Genomic DNA, 16,430 nt, shown 5'->3' on the forward strand with positions numbered 1-16,430 from the left:
ACATGAGCGAAGAGCCCACCAGCACCGACCTGGCAGAAGCGGTCATCAAGGGTCCGCCGAAGACGTTGGCGGGCGGCCTGTTCAAGGCCATCCGGCCCCGGCAGTGGGTCAAGAACGTGCTGGTGCTGGCCGCTCCGCTGGCCGCCGGCAAGACCGCCGCCGGAGACCTGGTGATCAGCGACGCGACCGTGCTCGGTCATGTCGCGATCGCGTTCGTGGTGTTCTGCCTGGCGGCATCGGGCATCTACCTGGTGAACGACGCGCTCGACGTCGAGGCCGACCGGGCACACCCGACCAAGCGTTTCCGGCCCATCGCCGCGGGCGTGGTGCCGGTGAACCTGGCCTACGTGCTGTCGGTGGTGCTGCTGGCCGCCTCGATCCTGCTGTCGTTCGCCGCGAACTGGCATCTGGCCATCGTGATGGCGGTGTACATCGGCATCCAGCTGGCCTACTGCTTCGGGCTCAAGCATCAGGCCGTGCTGGACATCTGCATCGTGTCCTCGGGCTTCCTGCTGCGCGCGGTCGCCGGTGGCGTCGCCTCGGATATTCGCCTGTCCCAATGGTTCCTGCTGATCATGGCGTTCGGTTCGCTGTTCATGGCGACCGGAAAGCGCTACGCCGAGTTGAAGATCGCGCTCGACACCGGCGCCAAGATCCGCAAGTCGCTCGAGTACTACACGCCGACCTACCTGCGTTTCGTCTGGACCCTGTCGGCGACCGCGGTGGTCGTGTTCTACGGTCTGTGGGCATTCGAGCAGGACAAGAACAAGGACACCATCTGGTTCGCCATCTCGATGGTCCCGTTCGTCGTCGCCATCATGCGTTACGCGGTGGACGTCGACCGGGGTGAAGCCGGTGAACCCGAAGAGATCGCCCTGGGGGACCGGGTCCTCCAGTTCCTCGCAATCGCCTTGATCGGAGCGGTAGGTGTCGCTGTCTATCTCACCTGACGTGGTAGTGGGAGAAGAGCGAGAGGGGGGCGAGCCGACGGCACAGTTGCCGATCGGCCGCGCTCGCGCGGACGAATCCGACGCACGCTTCTCGCGACTATCCCGCGCCACGTTCATCGGTGGGATCGCGCTGACCGTGACGCTGTTCGCGGCCGGTGCGTGGCAGCGCCGCTGGATCGCCGACGACGGCCTGATCGTGCTGCGCACGGTCCGGAACCTGTTGGCGGGCAACGGTCCGGTCTTCAACGCGGGCGACCGCGTCGAGACCAACACCAGCGCGGCGTGGACCTATGTGGTGTGGTTCTTCAGCTGGCTGACCCAGCTGCGGCTGGAGTACGTGGTGCTCGGCATCGCGCTCACGCTGTCGGTGCTGGCCATCGTGTTCGCGATGCTCGGCGCGGCCCGGCTGTGGGGCGGAACGGGTTCCGCACTGCTGGTGCCCGCGGGCGCGCTGGTCTACATCGCGTTGCCCCCGGCCCGCGACTACGCCACCTCCGGTCTGGAGAACTGCCTGGTCATCTTCTGGCTCGCGGTGCTCTGGTGGGGCATGGTGCGCTGGTCACAGGCCGAGAAGGTGCGTCCGGCAACCCTTTTCGCACTGTTCTTCTGGGCCGGGCTGGCCCCGCTGATCCGCCCCGAGCTGACCATCGTGGGCGGGCTGGCGCTGCTGGTGCTGTTCTGCGCGCCGGTGCCGCGGACGCGGTTGCGGCCGTGGCTGTTCCGCACGCTGGTGGTGGCGGTGGCCGGGCTGATCCCGGTCGGCTACCAGATCTGGCGGATGGGCTACTACGGCCTGCCCTACCCGAACACCGCGGTGGCCAAGGACGCCGGTGGCGCGAAGTGGTCGCACGGGTTCACCTATCTGTGGGATCTGGTCGGTCCGTACTGGCTGTGGGTGCCGCTGCTGGTGCTGCTGGTCGCCGGGCTCGTACTGATGCGTCAGCACCGCGCCGAACATCCGGCGCTCTCGACCGCGACGGATACCGAAGCGACCGCGCAGAATTGGCGCACTCGCCTGCACCGCCTCAGCGTCTGGTTGCGTACCCCGGCCGCCGTGGTGACGCTCATGGTCGGCAGCGGTGTCGTGCTCACCGTCTACGAGATCCGCGTCGGCGGCGACTTCATGCACGGGCGCATGCTGCTGCCGCAGCTGTTCTGCCTGCTGCTGCCGGTGTCGGTGCTGCCGATCCGGCTGCCGCGCCCGGACGCGGCCGGAATGCGCCGCCTGAATTGGGCTTTCGTGTTCGTGCTGGCCGCCTTCCTGGGCACCGCGGGCTGGGCCCTGTTCGCGGCCAACACCACCGCGATCAAGACCGGCACCACGATTCGCGCCAACGGGATCGTGGACGAGCGCATCTACTACGTGCTGCGCACCGGTCACGATCACCCGATCCTGGCGACGGATTACCTCGATTACCCGTGGATGCGCGCCATGGTCCGCGATATCGACAATTCGCCGGACGGTGCGCTGCTGATCGTGTCGCCGTCGTACATGAACTGGTACCTGGTGCCGCAGCCCCAGCCGGTGCCGGGCAGTGACGAACAGCCCGAGCACACGGTGTTCTTCCTGAATCTCGGCATGACCAGCATGAACGTTCCGCTGGATGTGCGGGTGATCGATCAGATGGGGTTGGCGTATCCGCTTGCCGCGCATACCGATCGGTTGACCGACGGCCGGATCGGCCACGACAAGGCGCTCTACCCCGACTGGGTCGTGGTGGACACCGGCATGGTCGACAAGCATCCGTGGATGCCCGCCTTCCTCGACGAGAAGTGGGTCACCCAGGCGCGAACGGCCCTGTCCTGCCCGGACACCCAGGCCCTGCTCGCCTCGTCCCGGGCCCCGCTGACCTTCGAGCGGTGGCGGCACAACCTGACGCAGGCCCTGGACTTCGCCAAGTACCGCATCGACCGGGTGCCGAAGTACGAGATCCAGCGGTGCGGGTTGGTGGATCCGACCCAGCCGCCGCCTCCGGCGAAATAGCGACAACGAGAAAGCCCGGCCCCGTACCGCTTCCAGGTGCGGGGCCGGGTTCGTCTGGAACATCACGATTCTGCTGTGAGTTGGTTGTGGGCGTCTCGATTAGGTAACACCGGGGCATATGTTTCGCGATAAGCTCCGCGGGTACCACCGTTGCCATTCGGAAACTCACCGTGTCTGGAAATTCACTGTGTCGCAACGGTTGTCGCAATACGATTCCGGGCGGTCACAGTAAGGCCCGGACGCACGGACGAGAGGCCGAAGATGAGGGGCGTGACAGTGCGGGGCGGGGCCCGCGGCTGGTTGCGAAAGTCGGTGCTGGCCTTGGCCCTGGTAACCGCGGTGCCGGTGGGGGTTTCGGCGCTCGGCGCGGGGACCGCGCACGCCGCGCTCAATCCGGACGGTCTGGATTTCTACGTCGAATCGGCGTCCATGGGCCCGATCAAGACGCGCGTTTTCCGTGCGGCGGACGGCAATACGAACCGGGTGGTCTACGCCCTGGACGGTGAGCGGGCCCGGGACGACCTCAACGGCTGGGAGATCGAGACCGAGGCCTCGCGCGCCCTGACCGCCGCGAACATCAATGTGGTCATGCCGGTCGGCGGCCAATCCAGTTGGTACGCCGACTGGAATTCGCCCAGCACCTTCCTCGGTGCGAAGGCGGGCGCCGCCACCGGCGATACCGGCTCGGGCGCCGAGCAGGTCCTGGCCGGGGGGCCGGGCAAGTCATACACCTACAAGTGGGAAACCTTTCTGTCGCAGGATCTCCCGAACGCGCTGCGAGATCGCCTGGGGTTCAGCGCCACTCGCAACGGCATCTTCGGGCTGTCGATGAGCGGCGGTGCGGCGCTGATGATGGCGGCGTTCCATCCTGCTCAATTCAGTTATGCCGGTTCGCTGTCCGGTGCGCTGGATCTGTCGCTGCCGGGTATGCGGGACGCGGTCCGGGTGGCCATGGTGAGCGCCGGCGGCTACAACGTCGATGCGTTGGCGAGCTCGAAAGACCTGAAGTGGCAGCATCTGGACCCGTTCCAGTTCGCGCCGAAGCTGAAGGCCAACGGCACCCGCCTGTTCATCTCGGCGGGTAGCGGTCTGCCCGCCTCCACCGACGCCATCAATGCCTCGACCATCCAGGGCATGGGTATCGAAGCGGTGGCACTGGTGGGCACCAAGGCTTTTCAGTCGCGCTTCGCGGCGCTGGGCGGCACTCCCAATGCCACGTACGACTTTCCGGCGGTGGGTGTGCACAACTGGAAGAACTGGGAAGCCGAGCTGAATCGGATGCTGCCGGACCTGTCGGGCAATATCGGATGAGGCATAGCGAATGAGCATTAGTTCTTTATGTCTGTTTCGGGCGCTCGAGTCGCATTCAGGCAATAGTCCACACCACATTCCGCCTATTACGTGGCCCGCGTCACAATTGTCACAGTCTGATAACGCACTGTTGGTTGTTCCCCGATAGAGTCCCCGAGATCCTCCGCCACGGTTCCGGAGAACACGTGGTGAGAAGTCCGATACGAAAGGCCAGACAGGTATGCGAGGCGAGAGACGTAGATCCCGCGGGTGGCTCAAGAAGTCCGTGGTGGGTGTGGCGGTGGCGCTGATCGCGCCGCTGACCATGTCGGTGACGGGCACCGCACATGCCGCACTCGATCCCGACGGGTTCGACTTCTACGTCGACTCGGCCAGTATGGGCCCCGTCAAGTCCCGCGTCTTCCGCGCGGCCGACGGCAACACCTCCCGCGTCGTCTACGCCCTCGACGGCATGCGCGCTCAGCAGGACCTGAGCGGCTGGGAGATCAACACCGACATCGCGCATCAGCTGACCGCCGCGAACATCAACGTGGTCATGCCGATCGGCGGCCAGTCCAGCTTCTACGCCGACTGGAACGCGCCCAGCAACCTGCTCGGCGTCGGCGGCGGCACCGGTTCGTCCGGTTCCTCCAACGGTTCCTCGTCGCTGTCCTCAGCGACCGGTTCGTCCTCGGGTTCGGGCGACATCCTCGGCGGTGGCCCGGGCAAGAGCTATCGCTACACCTGGGAGACCTTCCTGACCCAGGACCTCAAGAACGCTCTGCACGATCGTCTCGGCTTCAGCACCACCCGCAACGGCATCTTCGGTCTCTCCATGGGTGGTTCCGGCGCGCTCACCGCCGCCGCCTACCACCCGGACCAGTTCAGCTTCGCGGGCTCGTTCTCCGGTTACCTGAACATCTCCGCCCCCGGCATGCGTGAGGCCATTCGCGCCGCCATGATCTCCGCGGGTGGTTACAACGTCGACTCGATGGCACCGCCGTGGGGTCAGCAGTGGCTGCACATGGATCCGTTCGTGTTCGCCCCGATGCTCAAGAACAACAACACCCGGCTGTTCGTGGCGGCCGCCAGCGGCGTGCCCGGCGGCGGTGACGTGAGCAACGCGATGGAGATCATCCAGGGCGTGCCGCTCGAGGCGCTGGCCATGGTCAACACCCGTGCCTTCCAGGCCCGGATGGCGAGCCTGGGCGCCACCAACGTGAACTACGACTTCCCGCCCACCGGCGTGCACAACTGGAAGAACTGGGCGACCGAGGTCAACCGGATGCTCCCGGATCTCTCGGCCAACGTCGGGTAATTCCCGCGGTCGTCGAGGCCCCCACACCCTGCGGTGTGGGGGCCTTTTCCGTTCTTTGACCGGATTTCAAGGTCACAAAGACGACTCGCCGCGCCGCGCAACCCCGACACGCCGGGTGGGGCATCCGATACTGCATCAGTAGCGAACATCAGTTCTGCGTGATCAATGTCTGCTCACCCCGAGAAGGGCTGGATCGATGCGGGTTCGAGGCTTCACACGGAAGGTCCTGGGCGTCGCCGCCGCCGCCCTGCTGATGCCGCTGGCGGTGGCTGCCGAGGCGCCACCCGCGGCGGCCGCGTTCGACCCGGCGGCGTTCGACTTCTGGGTCGACTCCCCGGCGATGGGTCCGATCAAGACCCGCATCCTGCGTGCGGCGGACGGCAACACGAATCGAGTCGTGTACGTCCTGGACGGGCAGCGCGCCCAAGAGGACATCAGCGGCTGGGAGATCAACACCAATGTCGCCGAGGTGCTGGCCTCGTGGAATATCAACGTGGTCATGCCGATCGGCGGCCAGTCCAGCTTCTATGCCGACTGGGCGGCGCCGAGCAACTTCTTCGGCATCACGCCGGGGACGGGCCCGGCGGCCTACAACACCGGTTCGGGCGCGACCGAGGCACTGGGCGCCGGGCCGGGCAAGAGCTACCGGTACGACTGGGAGACCTTCCTGACCAACCAGTTGCGCTGGGCGATGCGTGATCGGCTGGGTTTCAACCCGAATCGCAACGGCGTGTTCGGCCTGTCCATGGGCGGCAGCGCCGCGCTCACGCTGTCGGCCTACCACCCGGACCAGTTCAGTTACGCCGGTTCGTATTCCGGATACCTGAACATCTCCGCACCGGGGATGCGTGAGGCCATTCGCGTCGCAATGCTCGACGCGGGTGGATACAACGTGGACTCCATGGCCCCGCCATGGGGTGAGCAGTGGCTGCGGATGGATCCGTTCGTGTTCGCGCCCTTGCTGATCGCCAACAACACCCGCGTGTGGATTTCCTCGGGCAGTGGCGCTCCGATGCCGGACGACCTGAACATCCCGCTGGGCGCGGCCGCCGATCGGCTGGTGCGCGGCGCTCCGCTGGAAGCGTTGGCGCTGGCCAACACTCGTGCGTTCCAGGTTCGCATGCTGACGCTGGGCGCACAGAACGTCGTCTACGACTTCCCGGCCACCGGCCTGCACGCGTGGACCAACTGGCAGGAAGACGCCTATCGGATGATCCCGGATATGTCGAACTTCATCGGATAGCGGGTCGGTCGGTCGTGCTGGTTGTCGCGGAAACCGGTGATGGAATTATTCTGTTTCCGCACAACCGAATTCGGTACCGAGATCGGTCATGAGGCTGTAATACGCGGTGCGCGTGCGCAACTGGGCACGCGCACCGCTGCTCATCTGTGATGTTTGTGCAATAGGTCCGTTGCCCAGTAGGATTCGGACACCGGAGGATGATCTTCCGGGCTCGTCGATCGCTGTGGCGCCTGTGACCTGGACGGATCCGCTCGGCGTTCGGCGTGGTCGAATCGGGGGTAGCGTATGGACACGAATCCGTCAGATGGCGAACGCGGGGATTCTTCCGGTCTTCCGCATTGGCGAGGAACAGCGATATTCGCTGTGGCCCGCCGCGGTCACTGAGTAGCACGAGCTCCCGGCGGGCGCGCCGATAGAAATAGCGCGCACGGTCCCCGGGATTGTTGCACTCGCAATGTGAAATGTTTGCGATTCACATGTTCACGCGAGTGTCATGCCGGAGAAACAGGGTTGAGTTAGGGGAGTCGATGCAGCCCGATGGCGACGGAATGGCCCAAAGGCCAACGGTCACAGTCGATACGAACGAGCCGTTCGCCTTGACGCGATCGCAGCTCGCCATGTGGACTGCCGCGCAGCTCAGCCCGCGAGCGCCGTTCGCCGTAGCCTTCTACGTCGACCTGATCGGCGATCTCGACGTGCCGCTGCTGTGCGCGACCACCGAGCAGAGCGCGCGTGAGATCGAGGCTCCGCTGATCGTCCTGGTCGACGATCCCGCCGGTGGCCACCCGCGTCAGCGTGTCGACCACGAGCGCCGGATTCCGATTGCCCGCCACGACTTCTCCGACCGGCCCGATCCCTACGGCAGTGCGCTGGCCTGGATGAACGAGGCCACCCACAAGCGGTTCCCGATGGCCGGTGAACCGATGTGGGAGATGACGGTGCTGATCCTGTCGCCACGGCGACACCTGGTCTTCATGGTCGCGCATCACGTGGTCGTCGACGGGTTCGCGGCCTGCGCGGCGGTGGAGCGAGCCGCGGAGCTGTACAACGCGATTCGTGCGGGGGAGCGACCCGAGTTCGATGCGCGCCGCGGCGTGCGAGTCGCCTCGGAGTTCGACGCGAAGTACCTGGCGGGCACCCGCTACGCCAAGGACGCGGACTACTGGGCCGGGCAGGTGGCCGGGCTCGCCGCGCCGGTGTCCCCGGCCGGCCGGATCGCCGCACCGGAGTCGCACAACCTGCGCATCGATGCCCCGGTGGATTTCGAACTGCCCGAGGCCGTCGCCGGGAATCCGGGACCGCTGATCGCGGCCGCGTACGCGGTCTATCTCTCCGCTTTCGCGAGCGGCCCGGCCATCACCATGACCCTGCCGGTGGCAGCTCGCCCGAACGCGAACCTGCGGAAATCCGGTGGCTGCCTGGCGAATTCGGTGCCGATCGCCCTGAATGTGCATCCTGCCCGCAGCGCCGCGGAGATCGCGGCGGAATTCGAGGATCGAGTGCTGGGGGCGCTGCGGCACCAGCTGCACCCGGCCGGGGCGACGAAGGCCCTGGCCGGCGCGGCACTGGGTGCGGCCGGTCTGTTCGGCCCGGTGCTCAATCTCATGCTGTTCACCCGCGATGCCGAGTTCGGCGACGCGGTCGGCACCGTCAACTACCTGACTTCGGGTGCGGTGGAAGATATTTCGCTCACCGTCTATCGGAGTGGGGGTGGCCGGCTGCGGCTGGCCCTGGAGGGCAATCCGGCGCTGTACTCGGAGTCGGAGTTGCGGGCGCATCATCGGCGGCTGACCCGGGTCATCGAGCAGATGGCGGCCGATCCGGCGCGAGCGGTGCGGGACATCTCGCTGCTCGGTGCGCAGGATGCTTCCGCCCCCCGCGAGCACGTCGAATCCGCAGCGCCGCAGACCTTCGCTGACCTGCTCGAGCGCGCGGTGTCGGTGAATCCGGGTGCCGTCGCGCTGGTTTCGGGCGCGGAGTCGTTCACCTACGCCGAACTGGATCGACTGTCGGCCGGCTGGTGTCTGCGGTTGCGGGAACGGGGAATCGGCCCCGGTGACCGGGTCGCCGTCGCGCTGCCCAGATCCGCGGGGTCGGTGCTCGCGTGGTGGGCGGTGGTGCGGTCCGGAGCGGCGTTCGTGCCGGTGGATCCCGCGCTGCCCGCCGAACGCATCTCGTTCATGCTGCGCGACAGCGGGGCGATCGCCGGTCTGACCAGCGCCGAGGTCGTCGACCGGCTGCCCGCCGAACTCGAGTGGCTGTGCATCGGTACCGATGCCCGATTCGGTGAGCTACCAGGTGATTTCGCCGCGCCGCCACTGTTGGAGACGGCCTATGTGATCTATACGTCCGGCTCGACCGGGGTGCCGAAGGGCGTCGAGGTGACGCACGCCGGTCTCGGCGCGCTCGCCGCCGAACAGGTCGACAGATACCGGCTCGGCCCGGATTCCCGGGTGCTGCACGCGGCGTCGCCGAGTTTCGACGCTTCGGTGCTCGAGTTCCTGATGGCGGTGGCCGCCGCCGCGACGATGGTGGTCGTGCCGGCTTCGGTGCCGGGCGGGGCGGAGTTGCAGTCGCTGCTCGAGCAGGAGCGGGTGACGCACGCGTTCGTGACGCCGCGGGTGCTGGCGACGCTGGATCCGCGGGGCTGCCCGGAGCTGAGGGTGGTCGTCACCGGCGGTGAGGGCATCACGAAGGACGTGGTGGCGGACTGGGCGGGTCGGGTCGCGCTGTTCAATGCCTATGGTCCGACCGAGGCGACCATTGCCACCCACATCAGTGACGCGCTGACCCCCGGTGGTCCGGTGGTGATCGGCGTGCCGGTGCGGGGCGCGCGCTGCCTGGTGCTGGATTGGGCGTTGCGCCCCGTGCCGGTGGGCACAGTGGGCGAGTTGTACACGGCCGGTCCGGGTCTGGCGCGCGGCTATGGTCGGCGCTCCGGTCTCACCGCGTCGCGGTTCGTGGCGGATCCGTCCGGTCCACCGGGTGCGCGCATGTATCGCACGGGAGATCTGGTGCGGTACCGCGAGACCGGGGCGAGCCGGGTGCTGGAATTCGTCGGGCGCGCCGATGATCAGGTGAAGATCCGCGGCTTCCGGATCGAGCTGGGTGAGGTGCAGGCCGCCGTCGCCGCCTGCGCCGGAGTGGCCGCCTGCGCCGTGGTGGTGCGTGAGGATGTCCCGGGTGATCGCCGGCTGGTCGGTTATGTGGTTGTGGCAGCGGGCAGTTCGCTCTCGGTGTCGGAGCTGCGAGAGCAGGTGGGCCGCAGGTTGCCGGCGCACCTGCTGCCCACGACCTTCGTGCTCATGTCCGCCCTGCCGTTGACCGTCAGTGGCAAATTGGATGTCAAAGCGCTTCCGGCACCGGATTTTTCGTCGGTCGGGGTGGGTCGGGGTCCGCGTGATGCGCGTGAGGAGTTGTTGTGTGGGTTGTTCGCCGAGGTGTTGGGGGTGGCGCGGGTCGGGATCGATGATTCGTTCTTCGAGCTCGGTGGTGACAGCATTCTGTCGATTCAGTTGGTGTCGAGGGCTTTACGGGCGGGTCTGGGCTTCACACCCAAGGACGTGCTGGATGCCCGCACCGTAGCTGAGCTGGCGGTGTTGGCCGTTGAGCGCACGGGTGCCGAGGCGACCGTGCTGACCGGTGATCCGCTGGGCCCGGTCGAGCCGACTCCGATGGCGCGGTGGTTCGCCCGTCATGCCGGGGTCACCGGTCGCGGCTTCTATCAGGCTGCCGTGCTGCGGGTTCCGGCCGGACTCGATCCGGTGGCGCTGCGGCAGGCGTGGTCGGCGGTGTCGGAGCGTCACGATCTGCTCAGGTCGCGAGCGGAGCTGACCGACACCGGCTGGGTCTTGAATGTGGCTGCGACGGTCGAGGATACGAGCCACGAGGTGCTCGAGCGGGTGGCGCTCGGCGCGACGGATCTCGGTGCCGAGCTGGCGGTCCAGGTGGATCGGGGCCGCACGGCGCTGGATCCGCCGTCGGGCCGGATGAGCCGGCTGATCTGGCTCGACGCGGGTGCGGACGAGCCGGGCCGCCTGGTGCTGGTGCTGCACCACCTCGTCGTCGACGGGGTGTCGTGGCGGATCCTGCTGCCGGATCTGGTGTCGGCGTACACCGCCGCCGTCGCCGGTGCGCCGATCGAATTGCTGCCGGTGGCAACACCTTTCCGGGTGTGGGCCCAGGCCCTGGGCGAGCTCGCGCGGGATCCGCGATGGATGGCGGAACTGCCCGCCTGGCATGCGGAGCTGATGAGCCCGCGGCGCACCCTGACGGATCGTCCCCGCGATCCGGCGCTGGACGTGGTGTCCACCGCGGCGACCGTCCGCCGCACCGTGTCCGTCGAGGTGACCGAGAAGCTGCTGTCGACGTTGCCCGCCCGGTATCGGGCGGGTGTCGATGAGATCCTGCTCGCCGCCGTGGCGTCGGCGCTGCACCGATGGCACGGCGCGGGGGCGGGCGACGGCGCCTTCGTGGTGGATGTGGAGACCCACGGTCGCGTCGAGTCCCTGGTTCCCGGCGCGGATCTGACCAGAACGGTCGGCTGGCATACGGCTGTTCATCCCTTGCGATTGCCCGGGTCGGAGGTGGCCGATTCCGCCGGGTCCATGATCAAGGCGGTCAAGCAGCGGTTGCGCGCTCATTCGGATCGGGGGATCGGCTACGGGCTGCTGCGGTACCTGGTGCCCGCCGCGGCGGCCGAGCTGGCGGCTCATCCCGAGCCGGAGATCGGCTTCAACTATCTGGGCCGGCGCGGTCGTTTCGGCGACGGTGACTGGACTCCGGCCCCGGAGGGCGGTGCGTTCAGCGGCGGTGGTGATCCGCAGATGCCGCTGCCGCATCTGCTGGACATCGACGCGCTGGTGACCGAGTCGGCCGAGGGTGCTCGACTGGAATTCACGGTGACCGTCGCGGCCGGGGCGATCGCGGTGTCCGAGGCCGAGGCCTTCGCCGACCGCTGGATGCGGGTGCTGGCCGAGTTCGCCGCGCACGCCGATGATCCCCGGGCCGGCGGAACCGTTCCGGCCGACCATCCGCTGGTGTCGATCACCCAGCCGGAGCTGGATCGTCTGCATGCCGACCACCCCGCATTGGACACGGTGTGGCCGCTCGCGCCGCTGCAGGACGGTCTGCTCTTCCACGCGCTGTACGACACCCGGGCGGTGGACAGCTATGTGGTGCAGGCCGTGGTGGCGCTCTCCGGTGTGATCGACCCGGTGTTGTTGCGGCACAGTCTGTCCGGTCTGCTCGCCGCCCATCCCAATCTGCGCACCGTATTTCGCGGCCGTGCCGATGCGGCGCCCGTTCAGGTGGTGTTGCGGCACGCTGAAATCGACTTCACGACAGCGGATTTCACGGATCTCGCCGAGTCGGCGGCCGCCTGCGACCGATTCGCCGCGGCGCAACGTGCGCGGCCGTTCGAACTCGATCGCGGTCCGTTGCTCCGATTCGCGCTGGCTCGAACCGGAGACGCGGATTTCCGCCTGCTCGTCACCTTCCACCACATCGCGCTCGACGGCTGGTCGATCCCGATGTTGCTGCTGGAGCTGCTGTCGCGGTACCGGGCGCTGCGCGCGAAAATTCCTGCCGCACAGCCGGAGTCCAGCTATGCGCGGTACCTGCGATGGCTCGCGGACCAGGATCTCGAGGCTGCCGATGCGGCCTGGTCCGCGCTGCTGACCGACCATGAGCCGCTGCTCGTCGCGGATGCGGGGACCGCGGAGCCGAACTGCCTGCCCGAAACCGTGGCGGTCGAGCTCACCGCGGAGTTCGGGGCGGCGTTGACCCGGTCGGCTCAGGTCTCGGGCGTGACCGCGGCCGCGGTGGTGCACGCGCTGTGGGGTGTGCTGCTCGGCCGGATGAACGGTCGTTCGGACGTGCTGGTGGGTGCCGCCGTCGCCGGTCGCCCGCATGACCTGCCCGGGGTCGAGACCCTCGTGGGTCTGTTCATCAACACGGTCCCGCTGCGGGTCCGCGAGGCCGCGGGCGCGACGTATGCCGAGGTGGTCGCACAGGTACAGCGGCAGACCGCGGAAATGCTTCCGTACCACCATCTTCCGCTGTCGCGGATCCAGCGCGCGGCGGGCGGCGGGCAGCTGTTCGACACGGTCGTCGCCTTCGAGAACTATCCGGTGGATCTGTCGCGGCTCGCTGAGCTCACCGGTATCGGGTTCCGGGTCGAGGACGTCGATGTGCGTGATGCCACGCACTATCCGCTGAGTCTGACGGTGGTGCCCGGCCCGCGTTTCACGGTGCGTCTGGCGTACCGGCCGCAGCTGTACTCGTCCGACGAGGCGCGGATCCTGCTCGGTCGTTTCCAGCGGTTGCTCGAGGGATTCGCCGCCGACCCCGCTGCCCCGGTGGGGCCGGTGCTGACGGAATTCGAGTCCGACCGGCTCGACGGGTGGGGACGTGGCGGCGCGGTCACCGGCGCGGTGCCGCTGCTGTCGGATCGGCTGGCGGTGCTGGCTCGCCGGGCACCCGACGCCATCGCGGTGGTGGATGGGGAACACTCCTACACCTACGCGGAATTCGACGCGGCGGCCGGACATCTGGCCGCGCTGCTGGTCGCCCGCGGCATCGGTCCGGAGTCGCTGGTCGCGCTGTGCCTGCCGCGGTCGGTGCGGCTGCTCGAGGCGATCTTCGCGGTATGGAAAGCCGGCGCGGCCTACTTGCCGATCGATCCCGCACTGCCCGCCGACCGGATCGCGTTCATGCTCGCCGACTCCGGGGCCCGGCTGGTGCTGGCCGAATCGGCGATCGACGGCGTCGAATGCCTGCTGCCGGAGGAGATCTCGGCCGCGCCGGCACCGGATGTCGTGCTGCCGGCCCGATTGCGGCCCGAGCATTCCGCCTACCTGATCTACACGTCCGGTTCCACGGGTGTGCCCAAGGGCGTGACGGTGACCCACGCGGGACTCTGGGCGCTGGCGGCGGAGCTGGTGGAGAGCCTCGGGCTGTCGTCCGACTCGCGGGTATCGGCCTGTGCTTCATCGAGTTTCGACGCCTCGGTGCTCGAACTGCTGATGGCGTTCGGGCCCGGAGCGACCGCGGTGCTCGCGCCCGCCGACGCGATCGGCGGATCTGCGCTGCGGGCGCTGCTCGAACGTGAACGGGTGACCCATGCGTTCCTGACGCCCCGGGTGCTCGCGACCCTGGACCCGCTGGGCTGTGCGGACCTGCGGGCCGTGGTCATCGGGGGCGAGGGTGCGACGGCGGCGGTGGTGTCCGCGTGGGCCGGCCGGGTGTCGCTGTTCAACGCGTACGGCCCGACGGAGGCCACCATCGCGACGCACCTCAGCGCACCGTGGCGGCCGCCTGCCCCGATCGTGATCGGCCGTCCGATCCGCGGTGTCCGCTGCTGGGTGCTGGACTCGGCGCTGCGACCGGTTCCGCCCGGTACGGTGGGCGAGCTCTACACCGCGGGCGCGGGTGTGGCGCGTGGCTATCACGGTCGCGCCGGATTGACCGCCGCCCGCTTCGTGGCCTGCCCCTTCGATGCCGATCCCGGCGCTCGCATGTATCGCACCGGAGACCTGGTGCGCTGGACCGTGTCACGCGGTACGGCCGACGCGGACAGCGCACTCGAGTTCGTGGGCCGGGCCGACGATCAGGTCAAGATCCGGGGATTCCGGATCGAACTCGGGGAGGTGGCCGCCGCGCTGTCGGGCTGCGCGGACGTCACCGAATCCGCGGTGGTGGTGCGCGAGGACGTGCCCGGTGAGCGGCGGTTGGTCGGCTACGTCGCCGCAACCGCGGCGGTGGATCGCGTGCGCGAGGAACTCGCCGCGCGGCTGCCCGCCTATATGGTGCCCGCCGCCATCGTGCCGCTGCCCGCGCTGCCCCGCACCGCGAGCGGCAAGCTCGATACCGAAGCGCTTCCGGCGCCGGAATTTTCGTCGGTCGGGGTGGGTCGGGTTCCGCGTGATGCGCGTGAGGAGTTGTTGTGTGGGTTGTTCGCCGAGGTGTTGGGGGTGGCGCGGGTCGGGATCGATGATTCGTTCTTCGAGCTCGGTGGTGACAGCATTCTGTCGATTCAGTTGGTGTCGAGGGCTTTACGGGCGGGTCTGGGCTTCACACCCAAGGACGTCTTCGAGTCCCGGACGGTCGCCGAGTTGGCGGTGCTGGCGGAGGAGCGCACCGGTGTCGAGACGGTCGTGCTGACCGGTGATCCGCTGGGCCGGGTCGAGCCGACTCCGGTGGCCCGGTGGTTCGCGCAGCGGGCCGGGGTCACCGGTCGCGGCTTCTATCAGGCGATGGTGCTGCGGGTTCCGGCCGGTCTCGATCCGGAGGCGCTGCGACGGGCGTGGTCGGCCGTACTGGCCCGGCACGACCTACTACGTGCGCGAGCCGAGCTCGGTGCTACCGGATGGGTACTGGATGTGCCTGCCGCAGCCGATGATTCGGCACCGGACCCGGTCACCTGCGTGGCGACAAACCCAGAGTCGTTCGAGGAAACCATTGCGGCTCAGACGAATCTGGCGCGCGCCCGGCTCGATCCGGCCGCCGGGCACATGAGCCGGCTGATCTGGCTCGACGCGGGCGCGGACGAGCCGGGCCGCCTGGTGCTGGTGCTGCACCACCTCGTCGTCGACGGGGTGTCGTGGCGGATCCTGGTCCCGGATCTGGTGGCGGCGTACACGGCCGCGGTGACCGGGGCCGTGATCGAGTTGCCGCCGGTCGGCACGCCCTTCCGGGTCTGGGCCGCGGCCCTGGCCGAGGCCGCGCGGGAGCCGGCCCGGTTGGCCGAATTGCCGGACTGGCAAGCCGAACTGGCGCAACCACAGCGGCGGGTCGCGGCGCGCCGGCTCGATCCGACGGTCGACACGGTGGCCGCCGCGCAGCTCGTCGGGCGCATCGTCCCCACCGCGGTGTCGCGGGCCTTGACCACCGATCTTCCGCAGTTGTACCGAGCCGGTGTGGACGAAATCCTGCTCGCGTCCTTCGGCCAGGCCCTGTACGAATGGTCGGGCGAACACGCCGCAGGCGATTTCGTCGTCGAGATCGAGACGCACGGCCGAGCCGAAACCGTCGTGCCGGGCGCCGATCTGAGCCGGACCGTCGGCTGGTTCACGGCACTGCATCCGCTGGCGCTGCCGCGTCCCGCCCGCACCGGCGACCCGATCGATGCCATGATCAAGACGGTCAAGGAGCGCAAGCGCTCGCATCCCGATCAGGGCATCGGCTATGGCCTGCTGCGCTATTCGGCCGGTCACCTCATCGATGCCGCCGAACCCGAGCTCGCGTTCAACTACCTGGGCCGCCGCCACCGGGACGCCACCGGCGGGGCGTGGACTCCGGCCCCCGAGACGACGGCGATGACCGGCGGCGCCGATCCGGACATGCCCCTGACCCATCTGCTCACCGTCAATGCCCAGGTCGAGGACGGGCCGGGTGGGCCCGAACTCGGGTTCGCGCTCACCTACCCGGCCGCGGCCCTCGACGGGGCGACCGTCGTGGCGCTGGCGGACACCTGGATCGCGGTGCTGCACCGCTACGCCGAGTACGCCGGCTCGCCGGAGGCGGGCGGCACCACTCCCTCCGATCACCCCATGGTCGACCTCACCCAGGACGAACTCGACCAGCTCGAACAGGAAATCCTGCTCGACGGCATCAGTTGAGCCCCAGACCTTTCCAACTTCGAGG

6 protein-coding genes are annotated in these 16,430 nt (G+C 68.3%); all 6 read left to right on the forward strand.

Going from position 1 to position 16,430, the window contains the following annotated elements; genetic code table 11:
- Positions 1 to 2 precede the first annotated feature (2 nt).
- Positions 3 to 950 (forward strand): decaprenyl-phosphate phosphoribosyltransferase, encoded by a 948-nt coding sequence (locus OG300_RS32655; RefSeq protein ID WP_405487666.1) that lies wholly within the window; start codon positions 3 to 5, stop codon positions 948 to 950.
- Positions 951 to 957: 7 nt separating this feature from the next.
- Positions 958 to 2,934 carry a flagellar motor control protein ZomB gene (gene zomB / locus OG300_RS32660; protein WP_405487668.1) on the forward strand — a complete coding sequence of 659 codons (1,977 nt, stop codon included), beginning with the start codon at positions 958 to 960 and terminating at the stop codon, positions 2,932 to 2,934.
- A gap of 261 nt (positions 2,935 to 3,195) precedes the next feature.
- Complete coding sequence (locus OG300_RS32665; RefSeq protein ID WP_405487670.1) at positions 3,196 to 4,245, forward strand: alpha/beta hydrolase; 1,050 nt, start codon at positions 3,196 to 3,198, stop codon at positions 4,243 to 4,245.
- 220 nt (positions 4,246 to 4,465) lie between these two features.
- On the forward strand, positions 4,466 to 5,542 hold the full coding sequence (locus OG300_RS32670) for an alpha/beta hydrolase (RefSeq protein WP_405487672.1): 1,077 nt from the start codon (positions 4,466 to 4,468) through the stop codon (positions 5,540 to 5,542).
- Positions 5,543 to 5,738: 196 nt separating this feature from the next.
- Positions 5,739 to 6,785 carry an alpha/beta hydrolase gene (locus OG300_RS32675; protein WP_405487674.1) on the forward strand — a complete coding sequence of 349 codons (1,047 nt, stop codon included), beginning with the start codon at positions 5,739 to 5,741 and terminating at the stop codon, positions 6,783 to 6,785.
- A gap of 596 nt (positions 6,786 to 7,381) precedes the next feature.
- On the forward strand, positions 7,382 to 16,405 hold the full coding sequence (locus OG300_RS32680) for an amino acid adenylation domain-containing protein (RefSeq protein WP_405487676.1): 9,024 nt from the start codon (positions 7,382 to 7,384) through the stop codon (positions 16,403 to 16,405).
- The last annotated feature ends 25 nt before the right edge of the window (positions 16,406 to 16,430 follow it).

Source organism: Nocardia sp. NBC_00511 (assembly GCF_045161165.1).
Taxonomy (GTDB): domain Bacteria; phylum Actinomycetota; class Actinomycetes; order Mycobacteriales; family Mycobacteriaceae; genus Nocardia.

What these genes read in the sequence shown, in the direction of transcription:
- OG300_RS32655 (WP_405487666.1), top strand. Translation starts at nt 3, where the DNA reads ATGAGCGAAGAGCCCACCAGCACCGACCTGGCAGAAGCGGTCATCAAG.
- OG300_RS32665 (WP_405487670.1), top strand. Translation starts at nt 3,196, where the DNA reads ATGAGGGGCGTGACAGTGCGGGGCGGGGCCCGCGGCTGGTTGCGAAAG.
- OG300_RS32670 (WP_405487672.1), top strand. Translation starts at nt 4,466, where the DNA reads ATGCGAGGCGAGAGACGTAGATCCCGCGGGTGGCTCAAGAAGTCCGTG.
- OG300_RS32675 (WP_405487674.1), top strand. Translation starts at nt 5,739, where the DNA reads ATGCGGGTTCGAGGCTTCACACGGAAGGTCCTGGGCGTCGCCGCCGCC.